The 19825-nt window shown below is 48.5% G+C and carries 15 protein-coding genes, 1 tRNA gene and 1 pseudogene; 1 reads left to right on the plus strand and 16 read right to left on the minus strand.

Annotated features, from left to right (window positions below):
• Window positions 1-18: 18 nt before the first annotated feature.
• The 4 genes from M1L52_RS06300 to M1L52_RS06315 all read right to left on the minus strand — a co-directional run bounded on the left by M1L52_RS06300 (window position 19) and on the right by M1L52_RS06315 (window position 3669).
• Entirely contained in the window at window positions 19-2145 is a 2127-nt protein-coding gene (locus M1L52_RS06300) for a leucine-rich repeat domain-containing protein (RefSeq protein ID WP_248614084.1), read from the minus strand.
• Window positions 2146-2240: 95 nt separating this feature from the next.
• Complete coding sequence (locus M1L52_RS06305; RefSeq protein ID WP_248614085.1) at window positions 2241-3032, minus strand: TrmH family RNA methyltransferase; 792 nt, start codon at window positions 3030-3032, stop codon at window positions 2241-2243.
• 140 nt (window positions 3033-3172) lie between these two features.
• A complete protein-coding gene (rpsT, locus tag M1L52_RS06310; RefSeq protein ID WP_248614086.1) occupies window positions 3173-3427 on the minus strand; it encodes a 30S ribosomal protein S20 in 255 nt (84 codons plus the stop codon).
• Window positions 3428-3597: 170 nt separating this feature from the next.
• Window positions 3598-3669, minus strand: a tRNA-Glu gene (locus M1L52_RS06315).
• 106 nt (window positions 3670-3775) lie between these two features.
• On the opposite strand from M1L52_RS06315, the gene recO reads away from it, so the two are divergent.
• Window positions 3776-4543 carry a DNA repair protein RecO gene (recO, locus tag M1L52_RS06320; protein ID WP_248614087.1) on the plus strand — a complete coding sequence of 256 codons (768 nt, stop codon included), beginning with the start codon at window positions 3776-3778 and terminating at the stop codon, window positions 4541-4543.
• On the opposite strand, the gene M1L52_RS06325 is transcribed toward recO, so the two are convergent.
• The 12 genes and pseudogenes from M1L52_RS06325 to M1L52_RS06375 form a co-directional block, all read right to left on the minus strand.
• Window positions 4483-5418: an ion transporter gene (locus M1L52_RS06325; RefSeq protein ID WP_248614088.1), complete on the minus strand. Its 936-nt coding sequence runs from the start codon at window positions 5416-5418 to the stop codon at window positions 4483-4485. The genes recO and M1L52_RS06325 overlap by 61 nt on opposite strands.
• Before the next feature lie 908 nt (window positions 5419-6326).
• A complete protein-coding gene (locus tag M1L52_RS06330) occupies window positions 6327-6512 on the minus strand; it encodes a hypothetical protein (protein WP_248614089.1) in 186 nt (61 codons plus the stop codon).
• A 156-nt stretch (window positions 6513-6668) separates the two neighbouring features.
• A complete protein-coding gene (locus M1L52_RS06335; RefSeq protein WP_248614090.1) occupies window positions 6669-6854 on the minus strand; it encodes a hypothetical protein in 186 nt (61 codons plus the stop codon).
• A 20-nt stretch (window positions 6855-6874) separates the two neighbouring features.
• On the minus strand, window positions 6875-8800 hold the full coding sequence (locus M1L52_RS06340; RefSeq protein ID WP_248614585.1) for a fibronectin type III domain-containing protein: 1926 nt from the start codon (window positions 8798-8800) through the stop codon (window positions 6875-6877).
• Window positions 8801-8808: 8 nt separating this feature from the next.
• Window positions 8809-9348: pseudogene (locus tag M1L52_RS16530) on the minus strand (hypothetical protein); the annotation flags it as partial.
• Between the two features lie 280 nt (window positions 9349-9628).
• A complete protein-coding gene (locus tag M1L52_RS06345) occupies window positions 9629-10030 on the minus strand; it encodes a DUF2442 domain-containing protein (protein WP_248614091.1) in 402 nt (133 codons plus the stop codon).
• Window positions 10031-10045: 15 nt separating this feature from the next.
• Window positions 10046-10285, minus strand: coding sequence for a DUF4160 domain-containing protein (locus M1L52_RS06350; RefSeq protein WP_248614092.1), 240 nt, complete (start codon window positions 10283-10285; stop codon window positions 10046-10048).
• 351 nt (window positions 10286-10636) lie between these two features.
• Window positions 10637-12145: a hypothetical protein gene (locus tag M1L52_RS06355; RefSeq protein WP_248614093.1), complete on the minus strand. Its 1509-nt coding sequence runs from the start codon at window positions 12143-12145 to the stop codon at window positions 10637-10639.
• Between the two features lie 226 nt (window positions 12146-12371).
• A complete protein-coding gene (locus M1L52_RS06360) occupies window positions 12372-13685 on the minus strand; it encodes a DUF4302 domain-containing protein (RefSeq protein ID WP_248614094.1) in 1314 nt (437 codons plus the stop codon).
• A 120-nt stretch (window positions 13686-13805) separates the two neighbouring features.
• Window positions 13806-14705 (minus strand): putative zinc-binding metallopeptidase, encoded by a 900-nt coding sequence (locus M1L52_RS06365; RefSeq protein ID WP_248614095.1) that lies wholly within the window; start codon window positions 14703-14705, stop codon window positions 13806-13808.
• A 67-nt stretch (window positions 14706-14772) separates the two neighbouring features.
• Window positions 14773-16395 carry a RagB/SusD family nutrient uptake outer membrane protein gene (locus tag M1L52_RS06370; RefSeq protein WP_248614096.1) on the minus strand — a complete coding sequence of 541 codons (1623 nt, stop codon included), beginning with the start codon at window positions 16393-16395 and terminating at the stop codon, window positions 14773-14775.
• Between the two features lie 64 nt (window positions 16396-16459).
• Entirely contained in the window at window positions 16460-19792 is a 3333-nt protein-coding gene (locus M1L52_RS06375) for a SusC/RagA family TonB-linked outer membrane protein (protein ID WP_248614097.1), read from the minus strand.
• Between the last annotated feature and the right edge of the window lie 33 nt (window positions 19793-19825).

The raw sequence follows: 19825 nt of genomic DNA on the forward strand, positions 1-19825 counted from the left end.
ATTGCGTGTTTTTTACTACTATTCATCATCGCGTTTGCAGCCCCATACCACAATGTGCCTCCAGATGTGGCCTTCTATGTGTCCGAAGCGTGAGTCGTAGTAGTACTCGTGCCAGTTCTGAGGCCATCCTTCCGGCTGTTCTTTGTGTTCGCATCTGAACGTTGGGTAGCGGTATTCCGGACCGTTCTGGTCGCTCAGATGGCCTGTCACCTTAGTGACCGTCTTGGGGATGAACACTTCATCGAGGTTCTCGCAGTAGTCGAAGCATCCGTCGTTGAGTTCGCTGACGCCGTCGGCAAGATAGACCTTAGTCATCTGCTTACAGCCCCAGAATGCCTCTCGCTCTATGGCGGCGGGGCCGAGCACACGCACTTCCTTCAGGTTCTTGCATCCGTAGAATGCTTCTTCACCTATGCGTGTTACGCTTTCGTGTATGACTACCGTCTTCAGGTTCTCCAGCTCCTTAAATGTTCTGTTGCCTATCGAGCTGACGTCTTGCACCACGAGATTCTCTATCTTCAGCACGTCGATACCGTCCACGATGAAGCTCTTGCATTGCCCTTCCATTGCACCCACGCCGCTTTCTATCCATTGCTTCCATGTGCCGCGATATTCGCAGTCTATGTCGGGACGGTGGTTCTCGTAGCGGTAGTGGCTGACGGCACCCTCCGCGTCTTTTATCGATGCCGGCAGTGAGATGCGGCGCATGCGTGTGGCAGTGAGCAAAGCTTGGTAGTGAATCTTTTCTACACCGTCGGGCACCACCACCGTCTCGTCGTTGGCTGCCGATTCCATCACACCGTCTTTCACGATGGTCTTCAGTGGCTCTTTTGCCACGCATCTTATCCTTATGGTGCAGCGCTTCTTCCTTTCATCGGGCATATCGTCGTCCCAGGTGCGTTCCAGTGTCTCCAACTCCAAGGTCTCTCCCGCCTTGATCATACCCATGTACCGGCGACGGTATGGGGTCTGATGGCGCGACAAGTCGCCAATGAGCAGCTCGCCCTCCAGACATCCGCAGATGCTCAGTTTCTCCCAGCGTGTTCCGTCGGCCGACTCCTCAAACTCGAACCTTGTCTCTGTCTCCATCATTCGCTTGGTGATGGTTGCCTCGGGCTTTAGCGTTGAAAGGTCGGTGCCGAGCGGTGTCTTGGGATACCACTCTGCGGTAACTTCCCATTCAGTAGGCATTGGATCGCTGTTCACGTCGATGCTCTTCTTTTGTGGAATTTCGCGTCCTGTAAGCATTACCGACAAGTTTTTTGTCAGCTTCACTGTCTCCCCTATCCACAGCTCGTGTTCCTCTTTCTGCTTCAGTATCTGCACCGATATGTGGTCGTCGGCCGTACTTGTCACCTTTACGTGAGGCAGCCAGCTGAAGTCCAGAACGACTTTGCCAGCCTTGATCATGTCGTTACTGATATAGTAGCTTTTCTTGCTTCCGTCTTGCTCGATTTCGTAGAAATAGAGTCCCTGCCATGTGGGCTGCCATTCTTTCTTGTCGAAGAACACACCGGCATGGAACGTTGTGAAGGCACTCGCGATGCTCTGTTGCAGGCTCCTGCTTTCTTCCTTATGGCGGAATATCTCTTTTAATCTGGGCTGATAGACGTTTAGATACGTGCTGTCGCCGTCCCATCGTGCCAGTTGTGGCGACTCAAGATCGGTCACGATGATGCGCCCCAGCGGACTCTCCTCTTCGTTGAGGATTGTCTGTCCTATGTGTAGGTTGCAACGTTTCAGCGTGGCTTCTCTTATTACGCTTGTGCCTGTCTTCACTTGGAAGCGCAGCTCCTGCCATTTGGGCTCGATGTCGGCTTTATAAGAGATATAGGCAACCTTGTCTAAGCTGACGGTCTCCCCATCATCGGTTACTATTCCTGGGTATATAAGAATTCTCGACAGCAGCAGCTGACGCTCATGGGTGCCTATCTGGCTCTTTATCCAAGGAAGAATCTCTTTGGGTTGCAGATTGGTGTTTTCCTTGGGAAAAGAATGCCACTCGAAGTATAGCTCGACGTTGAAATAGCTCTGTTTCACCGTTTTGTCTTCTGCCTCGGCATGGTGCGAAGCATAGTCGAGGAGTGTCTGGAAGTCAGAGCGTTCCAGCTCTTCCATCACGCGTTTCAGTTCTTCCTTGATCATAGTGGTTTAGTAGTATTGGTGTTTATATGTTTGGTTTTGACCACAGATTAAACAGAGGTAGTTTTTATACTTGCGAAAGTTGAGTAAAAATATTGCTATGATTGTCGCTGACGTACAGCCTCGAAGAGCAGTATGGCAGCTGATACTGAGACGTTCAGGGAGTCGAGGCGTCCCAGCATAGGTATGCGTATGTGGGCGTCGGCAGCCTGTCGCCACTGGTTCGTGAGTCCTGTGCTCTCCGTTCCCATGACTATGGCGGTGCCTTGTGTCATCGGGGTGTCGTAGTAGAGGCGTGAGTCCTGCAGCTGTGCGGTGAGTATCTGTATGTTGTGCTGCTTTAGGAAGGCAATACATTCCTCGCTTGTGCATGCCACTGTGGGCACTGTGAAGATGGCGCCTATCGATGAGCGTATTAGGTTGGGATTGTAGAGGTCGGTCAGCGGGTCGCACACTATCACGGCATCGGCCTGTGCGGCATCGGCAGAGCGCAGTACAGCGCCGAGGTTGCCTGGCTTCTCCACACTCTCAAGCACCACTATGAGCGGGTTTTTCGGCAGCTGCAGGTCCTCCAGTCTGTGCTCCTTCGCCTTCATGATGGCTATCACGCCTTCTGTGGAACCACGATATGCTATGCGCTCATATACATTCTCAGAAACAGTGTAACAGTTCCCCTCGCCCTTCGGAGAGGGGTTAGGGGAGAGGCCAAAAACGCTCTCCGCCTCATATCCTGCTTCCAGACAGTGCTCCAGCTCGCGACGTCCTTCCACCACGAACAGACCTTCTTTCCTGCGCAGCTGTGACTTCTGCTGAAGCTCCAGCAGATGTTTTATCTTTGGGTTCTTTGCTGAGGTGATGACCTCGCTATATGGGGTGTTTGTATGATTCATGTGGCAAATATAGTGAAAATTACGGTAAACGCAAAAGGAAAGCCGCCTTTTCTTCGTTTAGGGCACAATAAAAGTGCCGCACTGACCTTTGCAGGTGTGTGCGGCACTTATTGTTTTCTCGTTTTTCTGTTTCTAAACGATTAGCCCAGCTTGTTGATGTGCATGCAGAGGCTTGACTTCAGGTTTGCGGCCTTGTTCTTGTGGATGATGTGGGTCTTAGCCAGCTTATCCAGCATCTTCTGTACCTTTGGATAGAGTGCTGAAGCCTCGTCCTTGTTAGTCATAGCGCGGAGCTTGCGAACAGCGTTACGCATGGTCTTTGCGTAGTACTTGTTGTGCAGAGCCTTTTTCTTGTCCTGGCGAATACGCTTCACCGATGATTTGTGGTTTGCCATTTTTTTGTTTTTTGTTTTGTTGTTAATAATTAAAGCTTATGGGTCTTGCACCGTTTGGCTGCCCTGGGCTGATTCAATTAAAGCGGCTCTTGCCGCTCTTCCTTGAACCCCTCGCCACCTTTTCCTCTTGCGAGTAGCGCACCACTGCGCTGATGACGAATTTAACCTTGTAGTCCCTAGGAGAGTCGAACTCCTCTTTAGAGAATGAAAATCTCTCGTCCTAACCGATAGACGAAGGGACCCCTTTTCGCTAAAAGTGGGTGCAAAGGTAAGGCTTTTTTCTCGTTCTGCAAAATTTTCTCAGGAAAAAATGTTATAATCAATTGATTTTTATGTATTTTTGCAGCTATGTTGACGAAAACGGAGGCTATAGTGCTTCATAATATTAAATATGGTGAGACGAAGATTATCGTCGATATGTTCACTCGCCAGCTTGGCAGACTGTCGTTCGCGGTGGCTCTGTCGCGCTCTCAGCGTGGTGCCATGAAGAAGCAGTATTTCCAGCCTCTGTCCATGCTCACCATCACCTTCGACTATCGTCCTCAACAGCAACTGCAGAAGCTCAGCGAGGTGGCCATCCTCCATCCGCTCTCCACAATGCTCTATGAGCCTTCTAAGCTGTCCATATCGCTGTTTCTTTCAGAGTTCCTCTATCATGCATTGAAGGGAGAACAGGAGAACGAGCCTCTTTTCGATTATGTGACCACAGCCTTGCAGTGGCTCGACAGTCGCGACAAGGGGTTTGTTAACTTCCACCTGGTGTTCCTTATGCATCTCTCGCGCTTCCTCGGTTTCGACTATAGGGGAGGGGACTATAGACTACAGACTGAAGACTACAGACTGAAGACTATAGACTTTAGACAGAATGAGTTTTTTGATTTGCGTGCTGCTGTGTTCTGTAGCGCGCCGCCTGTTCATCGTGACTTCCTTGGGTCGGAGGAGACTGCCATGTTGCGACTGATGATGCGCATGGACTATCATAACATGCACCTGTTTCGCATGACTCACCAGCAGCGAAACCGATGCGTAGAGGTGGCGCTACAGTTCTATCGCCTTCACTTGCCCGACTTCCCAGACTTGCGAGCCTTGGATGTCTTGCGAGATTTGTGGGAGTGAGAGTTCTGAGCTTTCTGATTACTCTGAGAATTCTGATTCCCCTGATTATTATAAGCCTTCTGTTCCCAGTTCTCGAGTGCTATCTGAAACTCGCGGAGCTGTTGTTTCATCTGTTCTATCTCCACGTTGATCTTGCTGCTGCGCTGTTCCAGCTCTCTGCGTCGGCGCACCTGTTGCAGCGAGTCGATGATGATACCCACGATGAGGTTCAGCAGCACGTAAGAGGCTATGAGTATGAAGGAGAAGAAATAGAACCATGCCCAGGGGTCGTGGTCAACAAGCGGATACATCACCTCGCTCCAGTCGTCGAGGGTCATCAGCTGGAAAAGGAACATGAACGCACGTCCCAGATTGCCGAAATGGTGTGGGTCTATCTGTGAGAAGAGGTTCACGCCTGCTATGGCATAGATGCTGTAGAGCATGGTGAAGTATATGCCCGTTCCCACTATCGACGGCATGGCCTTGATGATGGCTTCCGACACGTTCTGCATGCGCTTGTGGCGCGAGAACAGGCGCATGGCGTTAAGCAGTCGCAGCATGCGGAGCGTGCGCGCTCCTACGAAGGCGCCGAGGCCTGACAGCAGGCTTGCTGCTGCGAGCAGCGTCACGGTGAAGTCGAAGCAGTTCCAGTGTCTCCATTGGTGATCCTTGCGGAAGAAGCTCCACATGCTCCCATCCTTCTTCGCCCACCACATGCGCACGCCTATCTCCACTATGAAGCAAACGATGCTTATGTCAACAAACAGGTTCAGCTGCTTGCCGTAGGCCGATTGTATGTCGGGGTCGGTAAGCATGAATGCTGCCAGCAGGTTCAGCGCCAGCAGTGTGTTTATGAACAGGTCAATGACGTATCGTTTGTTTAGGTTCTTCTTCATGCTCTGCAAAAGTAATTAAAAAATATTACTCCACATCTTTTTCCCACCTTTTTTTATATAATAACGATAATATGATTTTACAAAAACATTCAATGAAGTATAAACATACTCAACTTTCGCAAGTATAAAAACTACCACAGATTTCGCAGATGACACGGATTTTTGCCTATTGCAGCGGCTAAAGCCGCGATTATGGATGATTTCACAGATTACAGTGACTATAGCCACGATTGATTTAGGATTCTACAGATTTAAACGAAGACAATCGCGGCTTCAGCCGCAGAAATCCAAACAAATCAGCGAAATATCAACTGCAACATGCAGCCATAATCTGTAAAATCTGTGAAATCTGCGGTCTTTAACAACTTGAGAAACTTTAGTAATATGATTTTACAAAAACCAGAAATACCCCATTAAAGAGATTGTACTCTTGCCAGAGTACTAACGGTATCAGCGCCAAACTTCCTTGAGAGCAAGCTCTCAGATAAGTTTTCCACTAATACCGTTACCCTTTCAGGGATTTAATCTCTTTAATGGCAAAAACATAAAAAACAATCTTAACGATAACTGTTTCAAATTTTTTGTTGAAGAAGCCTGTTTTTTAGCGTAAGCGTTGTTTTTTCTTTTTGATGTTTGTAATAACGACAGTTATCAGTCCTATCAGTGACTTAGAATCGAAATTCTTCTTTGTACTTACAGAGAAAGACACTGAGGTTGGCTGATAAAGGTACATGTTCTGATGGGAAAAACTAAATCTGCGACACAGATTTAATAATTTGCGTCACAGATTACTAAATCTGTGTCGTGGATTTAATAAACTGTGACGCGGATTTAATTATTTTAGTCTGTCCTTTTCTCTTTGCCTGACTAACATGACGCGTTCTTCTGGCGCTATAGAAAAGAAATACTTATTGGTATGCCAACTTTATGTAATCGTCAATGGCTCCCTCAAAATCCTTCTTTAACTCGTTTACATCTTTTCCTTCATAGGTGATGGCATTCTTGCTCATGCCTTGTACTTTCCCGTAAAGGCAATCATCTTCCTCGCTATATTCTACACTGCCTGTGTAGCCTTTGTACTTTAAGTATTTCATATTCTGTTTTTCGCAAAGATAACTATTATTAGTTACACACGCAAGTGTTTCTCTCTTTTTTATCAATTATTAAACCCTCATTCACGAACAATCCCTTCAACCGTGGTGGCTGAAGAGATTGTTGCTGTATTATGAGATAGGAATTAATAATTGTAGTTATTCGGCTTCTTCCTCTTCGTCGTCCCAGACGCTGTTACGACGAGAGCTGAACTCGCCATTATACTCTTTGTCACTTACATATACATCAGGTGTTGTTTCACCTGTTGGAAGCGTAGAGGTTGTCATCAAAACAGATTTTACTGCAAAGACATATATGCTTGGGGTCTGATAATTCTTTTTCATAATGCGTTTTCCTTTCTGTCTTACTTAATAACAACTTTACGTCCATTCACAATGTAGATGCCTTTCTTACCCTTCTGCACTTTTTGTCCGCTAAGGGTATATATGTGCTCTGCCTCAGGGTCAACCATCTTTACAAATCCCAAATCGGTTGTTGTTCCTTCTTCGTCTTCAAAGACTATGGTTATGCGTGCATCTCCTCCTGTGGGCGCACTCACACCTGTAAAGTATGCATGATAGCCTTTGACACTAGCTCCGCTTGCAGCCTTGCGTATCTGGCCTGCAGTCGTTACGCCGTACCAATCGTCATTATTATAAGTTTTTGTAGTCCATATTCCTTTGAAAACAGATTGTTGTGTCATGTTACCACTTGTGTAGTTGCTGGAGCCGATATAGCTCTGTTCCAAGAAAATATTGTCTTTGTCCACATTATTTGCATTCGTGGCATAAACTAGGTAAGGGGTGCTTATTCCTCTTGATGGCGCTTTCTGGAAAGTAAGAGTTCCGTTTTCATAACTCTTTATCTTGAAAATCTCATATCCTGTTCCAAAGATTCTTTCAAGGTGCTCGTCAGTTAGAACGAAAGGTATGCAGATTGTGTTCCATCCGTTCCGGGGAGTGTATTTTAGCCAAACGACACCTTTGCTTAGAGAACCACTTGGTGCGTTATCTGTAGCTCCTGTTTCGTCTAGAATGTGGGTTGTCTTTGACATGGTAACGTTCGTGGAAACTGTTGCTAACTCAGATTCTCCATTGTTATAAATAATTTTGATATACATCTTTTTTGATGCCTTTTCTTCTATTGGGGTAAACGAAAACTGTATCGTCATATCCCTATTGGCGCTTATAGATTGGCTTGTTTTCTCAGCAACTTTCTCATCATCGTAATACAACTCGGCATCGAAAGATTCATTGTTGCCGCCTAATTCTCTTACTTCAACTGATGCAGTATAAGTACCGCCAATTGTACCTGAAGTAGGCATATTTTTTGAACCCAGCTCTAATAAATTCTCGGTACTAGCAAGGCTAAAACCATAAATGTTATCGATAGCAACATTATATCCTGAAAAACCGAGCCAATAGTATCCCGTAGAAGGAGCTGTATATGAAGTGGATCCACCGGACAAAGATGTATAAGAACTGCGGCTGTTGTTTCTGTAAACTTTTATTGTAGGACTTCCTGTTACCTCAAAATTTATGGTCTGTCCTGCAGTGGCATATAGTCGAGGCGTGCGCAATTCGTAACCGCTAGATGATGAAAATGCCTTTCCCTCATAACCACTTTGGTTGGTTTTCCAATTGTTGTTCTGGTTGCACCATGAAGAAGGAATTCCATTTTCGAAGGTTTCCCATGCCTGAATCGGGGTGAAGGATACAAGACTCGTCCAGTTACTCTCGTTGCCGCCATCATAGCAAGCAAGAACAGACGCATAGTATAATTGTCCTGGTGTCAATCCGGTAAGAGTATATGAGTTGCTGTTGATGTCTTCCACTAGCGAACCTTCATTGTTTTCAGGGTTGAAGGTTGCAGTATGATAACGTAGTTTCCACGCTGTTGGAGTTGTGCCTGTCCCATTTGTCCAACTAAGTGTGGCTCGGTCGCCAACACCAGCATAGTTGGAGACAGTGAGATCTGTAGGTGTTGGATATTGCTCAAGAGTTGTAAATGATAATGGACCTGCCCAGTTACTTTGGGTATCTCCATTGATATAAGCACGAACGTAAGCGTAGTAGGTAGATGATTCTGACAATCCTGACAGAGTATAAGAATTGGATGCTATGGGGTCGTCATCCGCCATGGTACCTTCACTTTCTGGATTGAAATTGGAGCCTTTATTGTATTTAATTTGCCATGCGGTTTCTTCATCACCAGGAGTCCATGATAATGTGGCAGAATTTGAAGTATACGAGTCAACCGTAAGGTTTTTGGGACGCTTATATGTCTCGATATGCTAATGTCATCAATATATAATCTCCACTTACTAGCTGATGAATACTTTATTGCTACGTACTTTACATCTTTAGGAAATGAAGCTTCGTATTTGTGCCATTCTGTATCATTTGAAGTAACCTCATCATCCCAAGTGAATTTACTTGTATCATCTGTATCGGTTGAATATCCGACACTAAACTTTTCTACTGAAGAGGAACCCGTTCCATTGTTGTTGTAGTAAAAAGAAACATCAATTCCTGTAGCAGAATTCGCTAAAAGGGGAGATATTAGGTATTGGTCTTCTGTTGTTTTATAATAAAAACGAAAGCTATAAGAGCCATTTTTTGAAACAAATCCTGTGTTTCCTGTCGTTTGTATCGTACTCATAGATTGTGTTGACACACGAGTCCACCCTTCTCCTGCAAGATTGTTATTCTCAAATCCATAGCTATACGGCAGACTTTTCTGCGCCCACGCAGAACTACTTCCGCCGAGTAATAATATTAAGACGAGGACTGATTTTATATACAGCCCGAGATTACAGAAAAAAGTATTCCTTTCCATAATTATGAGTAATAATTTAAGTTTAGTTTTAGTTGGCTTCTCTAAAGAGGCCAGAAAGTGTCATTGCAAGTGCAAATATAAAGAAAAGGAAAGAAAATAACAAGAGTTTTCCAAAAAAAATGCAAAAAAAGCCTGTTTTATTGTCCTTTTTCCGCTTTTTGAACAATAAAAGCATGAAAAACAGCGCCAAAAGCGTTCTTACTAAACACAAAGAGCGTTCTTACTAAACGCGATGAGTGATTAATAAGAACGCTCTTAGGGAAGTAAATCTGTATGGTGACTATACAGCTATAAGCTCCTGTCCTATCTCGCGAACAGTATCAAGTATCATGGCTACCCTTACATCACTGGCTTTTTTCTTTCCGCTGATGTACTGGGCCATAAGACTTTGGGAGATGCCCAGTCGTCGGGCAATAGCTGAAACATTCAACTCAGGATGCGCCATGAAAACTTTGTAGAGGAGTGTCGTCTCTCGCTTTTCAAAGAAACCGTCAAAGCTTAGGTCTTCGTCAATATCGTTCCAATGAATGCCATAATCATCAGATTCATAGTTTTCCCGCTGCTCTTTTGTAGCATATCTCAGACGTGGATAGTCGTTGAATTTCTCACACGCTTCCTTCCCATCGATAGTCCTAATCCATACTGCATCGTCTGTAAGCCAAATCTTTTCGATTTTCTCCATAGTTGCCTCCTTTCTTTATTTTGCATTGTTAAAGAACATGTTCCAGTGCTGTGCAATAATCTCTTCGTTATCCTTTATTATCGTCTCAATCATCTTTAACTCCGAGGGCTTAAATCCATGATTATAGACTAAAGAAATTGGAAGTATATCGTATTTTGCGACAGCACCGCCCTTTTTCACATGAATGTGAATCGGTGAATGGTCATTACCATAAAACCAAAATCTGTATCCAAATAGATTAAATACTGTTGGCATATTATTCACATTTATGGCGCAAAGATAGGTAATTTTTTTATTACCTCAAAACTTTTGGGCTTTTTTCTTATTAATGGACGAAAATCTGCGAGAATTGGACAAAAATAGGGACACGAAAAAGATTTTCGTGAGATTTTTGAAGATTTTCGTTCAGATAAAAGAAGACAATTATTTTTTATTGAGAGGACGTGTCATAATTAACCACAACGGATTTCACGGATTTCACGGATTTTCTAAGTTACTGATTATCAGTAGGGCTTAAATCCGTAAAATCCGTGAAATCCGTTGTTTTTTAATTAAATCTTGTGTTTTGACACACCCTCTTAAAATAAATCTGTTGTCTAAAAAATCTTACTTGATCAGTACCTTTTTGCCACCGATGATGTTCAGGCCGCGCTGAGGCTTCTGCAGGCGCTGGCCAGAGAGACTGTAGATGGCGCTGTTAGTCTTGGCAGAGTCAGCATCGACAGTGACGACGCCCAGGGCCTGCCAGTCGAGGTCAACCCAGCAAATCTCTGACTTCTTCTCTGAGCTGGCACCACGATAGATGGTCTGCAGGCCCAGGCGCTGCCATGTCTTCAGTTCGCTCTCGCCGAACCTCTCGAAATAGACGGTGTGACGGCTTATGTCGAGACCATCGGTGAAGTCGTATGGAATCTCGGTCATGTCCTCCTTGAGCTTGTAGTATTTGCTTGAGGGGAAGGTGATGGGCTGAGGGTCGCCAGTGCCCTTGTCGCAGAGGAACACGTAGCTAAGCTTATCTGACAGCATAGGCTCGCCATCAACATCGCTGAGAGGCACATAGAGCTCTGCAAAGTACCAGTTAGTGCTGCCATAAGGAGACCTCTGAGAGTTGAAGGTCATCTCAGGCTTAGAAGGAGTGGCCTCGCGCTCCAGAATCTTCTTTATCGTCACACTGTTGAGGGTGTAGTATGAGTCGGCCTTTTCTCTGTCGCTCGTCACGGCAATGGTCTGCGAGGTAGAGAAGGTGTTGGTGGTGGCATCATAGCTGAGTGTGATGTCTGTGATGCCTCCCGTGCGCTTCGTTGCAGCGAGGAAGTAGTGCCATGTCTGGTTGTAGAGTGAGCTTGAACCGATATACTGGCCTACAGGGATGACATACTTGCCCTGAGCATTCTTCGTGGCCTTAGCCCATGCATAGTCCACGTTCTCAACGATGCCCTGGATATAGACATCCTCACCATCGAAGCCAATGTTTACTGGGAGATCGTATTTCTCAGTAACGAGCTCAAACTCTCCGCTTGAATTCTCCTCGTTGATGGTGCGCGTGCCATGGAGCAGGTAAGGCTCAACGGTCAGACCTTCAGGCACGGTGATGGGCACGAGTGGTGCCAGGCCGCCCAGTGTGTAGGTGGCTTGCTTGACATAGCAGAACATGGCTGCTTCAGGATCGTTAGGTGCACTTGTCTCTGAAGCATAGATGCTGGGATTATAGGTGATGGTGCGTGTCAAGGCATCGTAGGAGAAGAGGATGTCGGCAATAGTTACGTTCTTCTGATCATCAAGGGAATAGCCGGTGAGATACTCCTTGCCGTACTGATCTTCGCCAACGAACTGGCCTGAAGGAACGGTGATCTTGCCATCGGCAAGGGTGCCCTTGACATAAGAGTTGGGGAAATAGTAAGCGAGACCTTGCAGATAGACGTCGTTACCATCGAAGACGAGCTTCGCCGTCATCTTCTTGTCGGTGTCCTGCATGCCCGACTGCTGTGCCACGGAATGGGTGATGGCAAGGGTGAACTCCTCGGGCTCAACGCCTTGAGGGGGTGTTATCAGACTGTCGGCTTTCGCCACAATCGAAAGCAATAGCGTGATTGCTAAGAATGTTAGTTTTTTCATGTCTTTATCTTTTTGGTTGTTTTACTTCTTTGTTTCTGTATTCTTCTACCACAGATTACGCAGATTTCGCAGATATTTATTGCGCTTTACTCTTTATGTTTACAGATTTATTTGGATTTTTGCAGCTGAAGCAGCGATTAGCTTCGCATAAAATCTATAAAATCTTGTATTAATCGTGGGTTAAGCCACTGTAATCTGCTTAGAGTGGAATCTGTGGTAGTGCTCTTTATTTCTTTGTTAGTTTGAACCATTTCGTCGAGTCACGCTCGCTGGTCAGCGTGACGCTGGTGGGAGCCTCCTCGTTGTCGAAGGCGAGTATGTAGGGGTTGTTCTGTTCTATGAAGTCAACCATACTGATGCAGTAGTTGTGGTCGCCGAAACCATTGGCAGCCTCCAGAGGCTTGATGCTTATGAGGTTTCGGGCGGCATCGGTCATGTCCATGCTGACGGCATAGCCGAAGTAGGCGTTGGAGCTACCGCCATATTTCGATGTCCAGCCGAGGACCATGCGGTGAGGGTCGCTGTCGGCATTGAGAAGGTTGCCACCAAGATAGATGGCGTTGAGCACCTCATAGCCCCAGTTGGGCTTCTTTACTTTGGCAGCACAGTCGGCAACTATAGCTGCCAGCTCGTTGCACATGTCGGAGGCGCCGCTGTTCTTGTTGTAGCCGAAGTACCACTGGTCGGAGGTGCCGAGGAACTTCTCCGTCATCGTTGGCTTTGGCATGACGAAACGGCTGTCGGCAGACACCAGCTCCAAGGTCTCGGTATTGAAGGCGAGCTCCCTGACGCTGACATTGTTGATGGCTACCTGCTGATAGAAGCGCAGTCCGGTAGAGGTGTAGATGAACGGCATCGTGGTGGATGAAGAGCCGCTGTTGAAGGTAAGGTTGTTGTTGCTCATGGTCACGGCGATGGTGGTGCCGTCGATGATGGCACGCTTGCGCGTTATGGCGCTGAGCGTGGTATGGGTCTGCTCCACCTTTTTAATATATGTGGCGGCATCCTCGCTGAGAGGATAGAGCTTCATGAGGTTGCCGTGTTTCTTGCCGCGCAGGATGACGGAGTCGGCACAGGCAGAGATGAACGTGAACTCATAGTCGCTGTTGTAGCCCTTGGCATGACCAGGCGATGACTGTGACCAGTAGTGGAACAGCGGGTTGTAGGTGTCGAAGGTGAGCAGCACGCCTGTCTCGCTGACTATGCGGTAGAGCGAGCTTATCTCTGTGCCCACGGCATAGGTGGTGGAGGTGACGCTGTTCGTTATGGGCTGTTCGCATGTCATGGCTACCTCACCGTCATGGAAGCGTGCGGTATAAGCCACGCCACCCTGTGAGCGGTCGGAGGGGTAGAAATCGACGGCCCATCCCTGTTGTTGCGACTCAAGAATGGTGGTATATTCGCTCTGGCTCTTCGCCATGCGGTTGGCTGCCGACTCGCCAAAGACGTCGTCAGCGCCGTCGGCGCAGCTGAGGAGAAGGCATGTTGCTGTGACACAGCAACATACTAAACAGAGCAGGAGAGTTTTTGTTTTTATCATTGTTATGGGTTTTGTGGGTCTAATGGGTTTAATGGGCTTTTTCCATTTCCTTTCTATTTCAACTCCCCTCCCCTCGGGAGGGGTTGGGGGTGGGTTTTAAGTGGTGGGTTTTATGGGCCCTTAAATTTCATCCATCCTTCTTTGTATTACTGTGCGCAGCTTGTCTATGTCTATGTTCCATGCAGTCTGCATGTAGCTGCGTATCATCTGGAGCTTCTGCTGGATGATGACTGAGCCGTTGTGGGGCTTGCCCTCCTCGTCGTTGGTGTCGGCGGTCTTCATCTTTGCCTGCCATTCGGCATCGGTGTTTATGAGGTAGAAAGCGAGCGTCTCGGCAAAGTCCTCGTTATATTCGCTCATGGCATAGGTAGAGATGAAACCCTTCTGCAGGGCATAGCTCTCTGTCTTGCCGCTGGCATACCACTGAGCTGGCTCGTAGTCACCCTCGGATATCTTCTGGAAGTCGGTGTCGTAGTCCTTGTTCTGCGCCAGTATATGCACAAACTCGTGGTGCATGGACTGGAAATAGGAGTCGTTGAGGAAGGCGCGGTTCACCTTCAGGTAGTTGACACCGAAGAGGGTTATCTTCATGCCGTCCTCTGCCTGTCCCATCATGGCGCGGTTGTCGGTCTCCATGGCTGGCGAGCCAACGAACTGTATAACCTTCGGTGCAAGACGGCAGACGAAGCTGCGGCCTGCCACCTCCTCGTATGCCTGCAGCCATGTATGGAGAATGATCTGAGCAAGCTTCATCGAATTGTTATAGTCTGCTGGTGCGAGGGTATAGGTGAAATTGGTCTCGGCATCCTCGAGACGATACTTCAACACGATGTTATATGTCTTCAAATAGTTCTCGTCGAGCCATTCGTCGAAGGCGTTCTTCTGCTGTGTATCGTCCTTGATGACGCTGGTGCCGTCGAGGGAGTCCTCGCTGCAGCTAAGCCATGTTGCTGTGATACAGCAACATACTAAACAGAGCAGGATGCGGCTTCTGAGAAGGGGGATATTTGGTGTTGTCATTTTTTGTGGGTTTTATGGGTCTAATGGGTTTTATGGGGTTAATGGGTCTAATGGGCTTTATGGGTCCTTACCTCGGATTCGCTGTTATTCCGGCGGTGATGACGTACTGCGGGAGCTGGATGGCGCGGCGCGGGTCGTCTTTCTTCATCGTGTCGAGGACGGTGATGTTGCCGTCGCCGAGCGTGCCGTCAACGTCGCGGCGATAGATCTCTATGCCATAGCGCTTCACGTCGAACCAACGGAGGCCTTCGTGGAGAGTGGTGACACGACGCGCATGGAGCACAGCATGGATGAGATTCTCCTGCTCACCGGCAGTGATGGTGAAGTCGGGGTCGAGATGTTTCTTTGGCGTGGGAGCCAGAGGAGTATAGAAGTCCTTCATTGTGCCGTAGGCGGTGTTGAGCATTGCCGATGTCACGTCGCCCTGGTTTGAGGTGAAGGAGTTCATCCACACCTTCAGGTCGGCATAGGCATTGGTATAGTCGCCTTTCAACGCATAGGCCTCGGCACGGTCGAGGATGAGGGCTTCGGTGGTGAAGGCAGGCACTATCATGCGTGGAGAGCCGATGCCCTTCACTACATCTGTATATTCAAAGTACTGTCCCATCTTCAACATGTAGATCTTTGGCGATCCGCTCATCTGACCTGCCTTGAAGTAAGTGTTCTGAGAGCCCCAGAAGCCAGTGCTCTGGAGTGTCTCGGTAGTAGATATCTTAGTGTCGTGACAATAGCCTTTGGCTACAGCCGTAGGACCATATACCCACTCCCAGTAGGAGCTGGCGCTGATGATGAGCAGGTTTGCCTTGTCGCTGGCATCGATGAAGGCATTGTACTGCGGACTGCCTGTCGCCTTGTTGCCGAGGGTCTTCCAGTCGCGCATCATCTCTTCGGGCTTCGATGTAAGCACACGTGTGGCATACTCGATGCACTTGTCGAGGTTCGACTTGTCGTCCTTCATATAATAAAGGTAGAAACGCGAAGCAAAGGCATAGGCGGCACGACGGTTGAAATGATACTTCGGAACGGAGTAGATGTTATCGTCGATAAGTGGCAGGCCTTCTTCAATGTCGGCAGCGATGTCGCGATAGAGCTCTGCCATGGTGCCGCGGCTATAGGTGGGTGACACGGTAGATTCGGTGGTCTTCATGTAGGTGATACCCATAGCCGTGTCGCATGTCTTTGTGCTGTAGGGCATGCAGAAGATGTTACCCAGCACGAAGTGGCAGTAGGCACGGCAGAGCAAGGCCTCGCCGCGCTGGGCGTTGAGGCGCTTGGGGTTGCCCTGCTCGGCAATGGCGTTGAGCACATTGTTTGCAGCAGCGATGCTCTTATAGCAGTTCTCCCACAGTGCGGTGGGGCTGTCCTGGTTCTTGTCGGTGATGTCTTTCCATGTCGCTGCCTCTTCGTGGAGCGTGGTGCCGCTCTGTGCGAAGGCGGTATAGCTTGGGCTGCCTATGCAGTGGTCGGTATTATCGCTGTAGGACTCTGCAATTAGGAAGTAGCTGGTGCGCGGATAGGCATTGACAAGCAGCTCCGTAATCTTCGAGTCGGTGTTCAGCTCGGCGCGGTTGTCGGGCAGCTCGTCGAGGTAGTCGTCACAGCTGGAGAATAGGCATGTTGCTGTAACACAGCAACATACTAAACGGAGCAGGAGGCGGCTTCTGAGATGGGGGATATTTTGTGTTGTCATTTTTTTTGTTTTGTGGGGTTTGTGGGTCTAATGGGTTTAATGGGTTTAATGGGTCTAATGGGCCCTATATCCCCAACTTCAGCGTCATGGTGAACTGCTTCGGCATCTTCATTGCCACACCACCGGAGTTGACGAACTCAGGATCCTGTCCGTTGAGTTTCTTGTCATAGTAGATGAGGAAGAGGTTAGTAGCCTGAAGCTTCAGCGAGAGGTCGTTGATCTTCAGAGGTGCTATCCAACTCTTCGGGAAGTCGTAGGAGAGGGAGATCTCCTTCATGCGGATGAAGTCACCCTTGGCTGTGCGTGCCGTAGAGTAGTTGTAGGCACTGTAGAGACGGCTGAAGGCATCGTTCTCTGCCACCTGACGCTTGCTGAGGATGACAGGCACATCGGTCTTGGTCTCATCGCCAGGAGCCATCCAACGGTTCTGGAACTCACGCGACATGGCAAATAGGTCGGAGTAGGCGCTGCTGAAAGCAGGGTCGAGACGTACCACATTGCCATAAGAGTAGGTGACATAGAGGTTCAGTCGGAATCCCTTGTATTTGAAGATGTTGCCAAGGCTGCCATAGGTTGTAGGCTCGTTGGCTCCTTCATATACGAGGTTGGAGAGATCCTGTGACTGGAAGTTGATGCTTTTGCCATCGCTTGTCAGATTACCGTCCTGATCGGTGATAATCGGGAAGCCTTGTTCGTTGAGGCCGTTGAACTTAAACGAGAACAGCGCACGGTGAGGATAGCCAACAGTGGTAAAGCCGTTGTTATGAACCATGTCATTGATGTCGGCCTTTGCCTTAAGGTCGGTAACCTCTGTCGTAACGTGGGTAAAGATGAAGTTGGTCTCCCAGCTGAAGTCCTTCTTCCTGATGTTCTTAGTTGTGATGCTCAGCTCTACACCGCTCGACTTCATATCAGCAACGTTGGCCCACTTGGTGACGGCACCGCCAACACCTGATACATAGATAGGACCAATGAGGTCGTAGTTCTTGCGGCTGAACCAGTCGAACTCCACGTTGATGCGGTTGTCGAGGAAGCCGGTGCTGAGACCGATGTTCAGCTCATGCTTCTTCTCATAGGTAAGCTCTTCGTTGGCGATGCTTTCTATCTGCATGCCTGTCTCCTGTATGCTGGTGAACGGACGATAGGGCTTGTAGTTCTTCATGACGATGGTGGCATTGCTCACCCACTGAGGACCGACGTCGGCTGTCAGCGAGTAGCTGGCTCGCAATGACAGATGTGACAGCACCGGCTTCAGCGACTCGAAGAAGCTCTCTTCGTGGGCGTTCCATGCGCCAGAGACGTTCCATGTGGGCAGCCAGCGTGCCTTGCGACTGCGACCCAGGCGGTTGTTGCCTTCATAGCGGTAGGTGCCGTTGAAGACATACTTGCCTGCGAAAGAGTAGTTTGCATTAGCGAAGAATGCAGCTGAGCGACCGCGTGTCTTAGAGATAGAATAATAGTCGGTGTTGTCCTCAACGCTCTTCTTGAAGAACTGATATACATAGAAAGGTATCTCGCCTTTGTCATACTGCAGTCCCCAGCCATTGAAGAAGTTGTGCTGTCGGTCAATGGCACTCACCTCGCTACCTCCGAAGAGGTTGACGATATGGGTGTCGTTGAACACCTCGTTCCATGAGGCGGTGAAGCGGAAGTCGGTGCTGAGCATCTTGTTGTCGCTCTTCTGGTAGATGCCGCCTGAAGGGAGAATGGAGATGGGAAGGTCGTAAGGATTGTCTGGGTCTGTATAGAGCCAGGGGTTGTTCTGGCGTACTACAGCATCGGGCATGGCGCGATAGGCTTCTGCCTGGTTCGACGACTCCTTGACATTATGCTCACGTGTTACAGTCTTATAGGTGATGGCGGCAAGTGCTCCGAGTTCCAGAGTGCGAAGGGGCTTCCACTTCAGCTCAGTCTGGAACTTCATGCAGATGTCGTTGATGTCGATGAAGTTATTGTCAAGCTCGTTCTTGATGTTGAACGGAGCATAGTTGCGAGTATAGTATTCGTCGGGATCCATTGTTCGCGACGAGTTGAGGGCATAGCTATAGGGGTTGATGTCGAAGTCGCGGCGTGCCTCGCCATCGACAGCATCGATGGAGCGCTTCAGGGTGCCCGGCTCGCGCTGCTTACGGTAGTAGCCGTTTGCAAGGAGGTCGAGAGTCAGCTGCTTTGACATCTTTATCTGGGTGTTCATGTTGGCGGTGTAGCGCTCAACGAAGTTCTGACGATAGTAGCCAGGGTCTGCCAAGGCACTGAGTGAGCCGCGGAAGGTGACATCATCGTTACCACCGGAGATGCCTACAGAGTGGGTGTGCTGTATGCTGTTGGAGAAAAGCTCCTTGAACCAGTCGGTGTTACGGTATTCTGCCTGACGGAGGTAGGCGTTGCGACCGGCCTCGTCGTTGGTGATGGCAAATGTTCCTGTGGCCTCGTCGTATTCGTTCGTCAGCTGGTACAGCTTGCCGTAGATGCCACTTGAGGAGGCACGGTAGGTATCGGAGAAGTTGAACCATCCCTTGCTCTTCATCTCCTGATAGACACCCATCTGCTCCTGAGAGTTCATTATGTCGTAGTCATTATAGCTTGGACGCAGGCGGAGCGTGTATTCACCAGTATAGGTGACACGTGCCTGACCAGACTTGCCTTTCTTAGTTGTTACTACGATGACACCGCTCATGGCGCGCGCACCATAAATAGATGTTGCTGAGCCGTCCTTGAGAATGTCGAACGACTCTATATCGTCGGAGTTAAGACCCGCCACGGCTGAGGCTATAAGTGTCTCGGCATCACCGCTCGAGAGATCGTCGGCAGTGACATCGGTGACGTCTTCCATGATGACACCGTCGATGACCCAAAGGGGCTTTGAGTTACCATAGATGGAGGTGGCACCGCGAACACGAATCTTCGGTGCTGTGCCAAACGTGCCGCTGACGTTCTGCACGGAGACACCTGCAGCGCGGCCTTCAAGCGAACGGCTGATGTCGGCCAGACCGTCGATGTTGGTGTCAGAGGCTTTCAGCTTCGTCGTGGCACCGGTGAACATGCGCTTGTCCATCTTCTGCATGCCGGTGACAACAACTTCCTCAATCTGTTGGGACTTGTCGGGAAGCAGGCGCACAACCTTTGTCTTTGACAGCTTGTCGGCCGTCATTTGCAAAGAGGTGTAACCTATGTAAGATATGATTATCTGTTCGGAAAGTTCAGATACCGACAGCTTGAAGTTTCCATCGATATCGGTGACGGTTCCTTGTCCGCTCTTCTTCAGTTTCAACGATGCACCTATCAGCGGCTCGCCATTCTCATCAAGAATGGTACCACTGATGATGCTATTACTGGACTGTGCTGACGCAAAGAGCGTGAATAACAGAACTGTCAATAGACATTTAATCCTCAGCATAGTTTAGGTTTTTTGCCAAAAGTGTGTTATAAA

This window comes from Prevotella sp. E13-27, assembly GCF_023217965.1.
Taxonomy (GTDB): Bacteria; Bacteroidota; Bacteroidia; order Bacteroidales; family Bacteroidaceae; genus Prevotella.